Annotated in this window: 7 protein-coding genes and 1 pseudogene; all 8 read left to right on the forward strand. The window is 28.7% G+C overall.

The annotated features are described in order from the left end of the window. Positions 1-452, forward strand: a 452-nt coding sequence (locus J7G74_RS09450; RefSeq protein WP_297134553.1) for a C40 family peptidase, incomplete at its 5' end; no start/stop codon positions are given. Between the two features lie 424 nt (positions 453-876). Further along, positions 877-1,419 carry a CD3072 family TudS-related putative desulfidase gene (locus J7G74_RS09455; RefSeq protein ID WP_297134555.1) on the forward strand — a complete coding sequence of 181 codons (543 nt, stop codon included), beginning with the start codon at positions 877-879 and terminating at the stop codon, positions 1,417-1,419. Between the two features lie 106 nt (positions 1,420-1,525). Beyond that, entirely contained in the window at positions 1,526-2,095 is a 570-nt protein-coding gene (locus tag J7G74_RS09460) for a CD3073 family putative ECF transporter S component (RefSeq protein ID WP_297134559.1), read from the forward strand. A 199-nt stretch (positions 2,096-2,294) separates the two neighbouring features. Then, positions 2,295-3,098, forward strand: coding sequence for a hypothetical protein (locus tag J7G74_RS09465; RefSeq protein WP_297134560.1), 804 nt, complete (start codon positions 2,295-2,297; stop codon positions 3,096-3,098). Positions 3,099-3,120: 22 nt separating this feature from the next. Beyond that, entirely contained in the window at positions 3,121-3,699 is a 579-nt protein-coding gene (locus J7G74_RS09470) for a hypothetical protein (protein WP_297134562.1), read from the forward strand. Positions 3,700-3,846: 147 nt separating this feature from the next. Further along, entirely contained in the window at positions 3,847-3,990 is a 144-nt protein-coding gene (locus J7G74_RS16795; RefSeq protein WP_334299740.1) for an N-6 DNA methylase, read from the forward strand. Between the two features lie 27 nt (positions 3,991-4,017). After that, positions 4,018-4,398: pseudogene (locus tag J7G74_RS09480) on the forward strand (restriction endonuclease subunit S); the annotation flags it as partial. A 248-nt stretch (positions 4,399-4,646) separates the two neighbouring features. Continuing rightward, the gene (locus J7G74_RS09485) at positions 4,647-5,036 is read left to right on the forward strand and encodes a type I restriction enzyme endonuclease domain-containing protein (RefSeq protein ID WP_297134564.1); all 390 of its coding nucleotides are present in this window, start codon (positions 4,647-4,649) and stop codon (positions 5,034-5,036) included. The last annotated feature ends 258 nt before the right edge of the window (positions 5,037-5,294 follow it).

The following is a 5,294-nucleotide window of genomic DNA, read 5'->3' on the forward strand; positions in this document are numbered from 1 at the left end:
AAATAGGATGGTCAAGTGAAGAATATTTATCTACGTCAGGAACATCAGATAATACAGAAAATTCAACAACACCTTCTGATAAAGTTAAGGCAGTAGTTGATTTAGCATATGCCCAATTAGGAAAACCATACATATGGGGAGCTGCGGGACCAAGTTCCTTTGATTGCTCAGGGCTTATGACTTATATATTTAAAAATGGAGCAGGAATTAATTTACCTAGGACATCGAGAGATCAATCACAAGTTGGTACTACTATAAGTAAGAGCAACTTGCAACCTGGAGACTTAATATTCTCAAGTACAAATGGAACTGGCACAGTAAATCATGTAGGCATATATGTTGGAAATGGAGAAATGATACACTCACCAAAACCAGGAGATGTGGTGAAAAAGACAAAAATAAATACTAGTTACTGGAATAATACTTACTTATGGGCAAAGAGAGTTATATAGGAAAATTACTTATGAGTTAAAGGGATGTTTTACATATTAACTTATTTATAAATTATTTTTTATTTTAGAGAACAATTGTTATATGAGTGATGAATAGTATTTTTGCTATTCATTGAAAATTGATTATTTAAAACCGTATTACAAGTAAGTGATACGGTTTTTTACATACAAGGAAATTATGTTTAGTTTGCAACTGTGGAAAACTCATAGGTTAAAGTATTATCAATGTATTTGACAAGTTGTAAAAAAGTAAATTTTGAGAAACTGGCAAAGCCGTTGGCAGCATGAAGTGGAGCGCCCACGCAGTGGCTTAAGTGAAGCGAATTTTTTATTCAAGATTTAAATTAACTGGAAATAAGTGTAGATGTTATAATATTATTTATAGGAATTAAAAGTATTATAAAAAGAAAAGAGAGAAGGGTTTATGGAGAAAATTTTAGTAGTATCGCATTGTATATTAAATAAAGCTTCAAAGGTAAAGGGTTACAATATGGAGGAAATGGAAGAAGAAAATCAATTGAGAAAAGAGCTTTTAAAAGAAGTCTTTGACAAAGACATAGAATTATTACAACTTCCATGTCCTGAGTTTATCATGTATGGTTCAAAACGTTGGGGTCATGTGAAAAATCAGTTTGATAATCCTTTTTTTAGAAAAAATTGCAAAGAAATATTAAATCCAATTATTGAACAACTTAAAGAATACAACAATAGCAAAGATAGGTTTCAAATTTTAGGTATAGTGTCCGTAGAGGGAAGTCCTAGCTGTGGTTACAACTTAACTTGTAAAGGTAACTATGGTGGCGAACTTGGAGGATGTTCAAATTTGCAGGAAAAAATAGAAAGTATTGTTATGGTAAATGAAGCTGGAGTATTTATGGAAGAGTTGGAAATGTTATTGAATAAAAATGATTTACATATAGATATAAGAACAATGCAAGATCAAGTTACTTATTTAAAAAAATTATAAATGTAGGCTTGTATTGAATTTATAAATATATGATGCAAATTCCTTGGTATAGCTATAAATTTATGATACAATTCAACTGGAAAAAGTCAAAATATGGAGGAATATTATGAATAATAGCAAATCAAGGTTGATTACATTTTGTGGTTTATCCGTAGTAATAAATATAATATTAGGAATTGTTACAAAAGCATTAAATTTACCACTTTACTTAGACACACTGGGAACTGTAATTACGGCAGCCTTAATTGGACCAATACAAGGGGCAGTAGTAGGAGCATTAACAAATATAATAACAGGATTTATGTATAGTATAAAAGATATTCCTTTTTTACTAGTTAATGTGGCAGTAGCTTTAATAGTAGGATTTGTAGCTAAGAAATTTAAGTTTACTTATAAGAGTGCATTTATAACAGGTTTAGTACTAGCAGTTGTTTGTCCATTAATAGGAACACCAATAAGTATTGCTATTTATGGGGGTCTTACAGGTACAGTATCAGATGTTATAGTTATATGGTTAAAAAGCAGTGGTAGTAGCATATTTGCAGCTTCTTTCATAGCTAAAGTAGGGAGTAATTTACTTGATAAAGTGGGGACTTGTTTATTTGCAGTGTTTGTGATTAAGTATTTACCAATGTCTATGAAGAGTGATCTGAAAAGTTATGGTGAAGCTAGATAATATGGGTTTTGAAATGATAGGCTAATTGCTATAGTATAGCGATTAGCTTTTTTATATGGAGAAAAGTTATTTTTAGTCATAGATAGCTATTATTTTTCATTTTTATGAGAAAAATTTTAATACATATACAAAAAAATGCTAATTTCGACAATGTGCATATATTATAATGTGTGAGGATAAAAATAATGTGGAGGGTATTATGAAGAAAAAAATATTAAGTCTAGTAACTATTTTAACATTTACTCTTGGAATAGTGGCTTGTTCATCAAATGGAAAAACACAAGATAAATTAAATGGAGATAAAGCGTTTATACAAACATTCCAAACCTCAATAAATAAAAGATGGAAAAATCAAGAAAATCTAGAAAAAAAGTATGAACAAAACGTTGCATTTTCTGATGAAGAGTATACAGAAGAAACAATAAAAGTTTTAGAAGAAGAGATTAATGCTTTAGAAGAAAAACAAAATAATATAGAAGATAAAGATTTAAAATCTTATGCTAAAGACTATATAGAGGGTGTAAAAAAACAGATTGAAGCAAATAAAACTGATGATTATGAATTACAAGATAAATATATACAAGAATCAGATAAATTAAGAAAGCCAGCATTGATAGCTCTAGTTGAAGATTATGGCGTGAAAATTGATAAGGAACATGAGCAAACATATAAAGATTTTAAAGAAAAGGCAACAATTATTAAAAAAGAAAATGAATCACAAAATTATGCAGATAAGCTTGCAACAGAAATGGAATTTGAAAAGACAACTGATGAATTTGGCTATGTAGAGTTTGAAACTACTGTAGAAAATACATCAGACTTTAATTTTAAAAGTTTATCATATAATGTTCAATACAAAGATAAAGAAGGAACAGTTATAGGCAGTGATATAATTTATCTAGAAAATTTCAATAAAAACTCAAAGCAAAAAATAAAGCTTTCACCTTTTGAAGAAGATGTGGAAGATATAGCTATAACTACTGATTGGTTTGAAACAGAATAAAAAATAATGGGAGAATTAAATAATGAGAAAAAAACTAGCTATTTTAATAATAACAATATTATCACTAGGTACCATATTAGTTGGATGTAAAAGAGAAAGCCCAACAGATGTGGTAAATATATATTTTGAACAACTTAAAAAAGGAGATACTGAACAAGCAAATGAGTTTATAGAAAGTACAATTTCACAAACAGAGGAAGAAACATCAGATGCCTCTGATAACGTAGAGGAAGAAACTGATGAAGTTATGGAAGAAGCACTTAAATTATATCTTTCAAAAATAGATGCTAAAGTTTTATCAGAGGAAATTGATGGAGATAATGCATCTGTTGAAGTTGAGATTAATGGACCTAATTTTAGTAATATGATGATGGAAGTTATACAAGAAAGTTTAGCAGATGCTTTTAGTGGAAAAGAGATGGATGAAGATTATATGAGTAGAAGTTTTTTAGAAAAAGTTAAGTCTAGTAAGAATGAAGTCAGAACTGGAAAAGTAAATCTAACAAAAGAAGATAAGAATTGGAAAATAAAATCTGATGATAATATAGTTAATTTGATGCTTGGAAAAGCTAGCAATCAAGATAGCTCTTTAAGTAAGTAAATATAAATCCCTTTCACTATATGTAGTGGAAGGGATTTTTTAATTACAAGGGTATTATATTGATTTTATTAAATACATCGCTGATTTAGTAGATTGTATAGTATCACTTCCTGATAAACTATCTACACTACTGGAATACCAGTTTGTATTTGGTTCTTTAATAGAGATAAAAAACACAAAGGACAGACTTTATTTATAGATGCTCGTAAAATGGGTGATATGGTAAATAGAAGACTTAGAGAGCTTAGTAATGAGGATATTACAAAGATTGCTGATACTTATATCAGGTAAAGATAAAATTCCTTCAAGAGCAAAAAGAAAGGTAAAAAAGGAGATATACTAATATCTACGGTAATACCTAATCAAAAACATTATGGTATTATAAAAAATAATGATATTGAGAATTTAATTGTATCAACTGGATTTGCAGTATTAAGGAGTAATGAGAATGTTAATTATAGCTATCTTTATAATTATTTGACCTTACCTAATGTTACTGAGTACCTTCAAGGTATTGCAGAGACTAGTACTATTGCATATCCATCATTGAAGCCTTCTGTAATTGGTAATTTAGATATAGATTTACCTTCTCTTGAAGAACAAGAAAAAATAGCTAATATTTTATCTTCTTTAGATGATAAGATAGAGTTAAATAATGATATAAAAATGACTATTCACGAGCCAAAAATATTAATTTAGAAATTAGAGCAATGATCATTATATATATACAAGAATAGTGGTAGATGTTGAAAATAATTATACTAGAGAAGTATATAATTCAATCAATAATTTTATTAATGATATAAATTTAAAGAATGTTAATGATGATAATTTAATTTATGAGGGACGAGAGTTTTTATTACAACCATCAATAGGAAAAAGCAATGATGAGGAGCATTTTATAAATTTTAAGTTATCAATTTGGAACTCTAGATATCTCAAAATCCATGTATAATCAACATATAAACTATATTAGGGGAGAGAAAAATGTATATGAAGTGTTGGAAGCTCTAGTAGATTTTAAACATGAATTATATAAGGAAATAGAAAGCGGAGATGCTATGGATTTAACTTATGAAGAAAAAGCCTTCTTCGATGTATTAACAGCAGATCCAGAAGTAATTGATACAATGGATGATGATATACTTATAAAAATAGCAAAGGAATTAACTAAAACAGTTAAAGACAATCTATGCCCTGCTTGGCATGAAAGAAAACAAGCTCAAGCTAAGATGAGGATGAAGATTAAAAAATATGATTATCCACCAAACAAAAGTGAGAAAGATGTAGAGGATGTTATGGAGCAAGCAACACTTCAATGTGTGGCTATAGTATAAATTTTATAAAGGGTGTGTCAAAAATGTCACACCCTTTGTTGATATTTAAATTTTTAGTATAATAAGATGTAATCAAAAATTTTAACAAGATGTAAATAAGAAATGAGGAAGAAAACAAATGAGATCGATAAACATATTAGAAGAAATTTCAGATGGAAAACTATATGATATTCAAGACACAGTAAAAGCAGACACATGTGGCTGTAATGGATGCAGCGATTGTTGTTGTGATGTGGGAGACTTAGTAGTACTTACACC

The sequence above is a fragment of the Terrisporobacter sp. genome (assembly GCF_017888745.1).
Taxonomy (GTDB): Bacteria; Bacillota; Clostridia; order Peptostreptococcales; family Peptostreptococcaceae; genus Terrisporobacter.

What these genes read in the sequence shown, in the direction of transcription:
- J7G74_RS09460 (WP_297134559.1), top strand. Translation starts at nt 1,526, where the DNA reads ATGAATAATAGCAAATCAAGGTTGATTACATTTTGTGGTTTATCCGTA.
- J7G74_RS09485 (WP_297134564.1), top strand. Translation starts at nt 4,647, where the DNA reads ATGTATAATCAACATATAAACTATATTAGGGGAGAGAAAAATGTATAT.
- J7G74_RS09465 (WP_297134560.1), top strand. Translation starts at nt 2,295, where the DNA reads ATGAAGAAAAAAATATTAAGTCTAGTAACTATTTTAACATTTACTCTT.
- J7G74_RS09455 (WP_297134555.1), top strand. Translation starts at nt 877, where the DNA reads ATGGAGAAAATTTTAGTAGTATCGCATTGTATATTAAATAAAGCTTCA.
- J7G74_RS09470 (WP_297134562.1), top strand. Translation starts at nt 3,121, where the DNA reads ATGAGAAAAAAACTAGCTATTTTAATAATAACAATATTATCACTAGGT.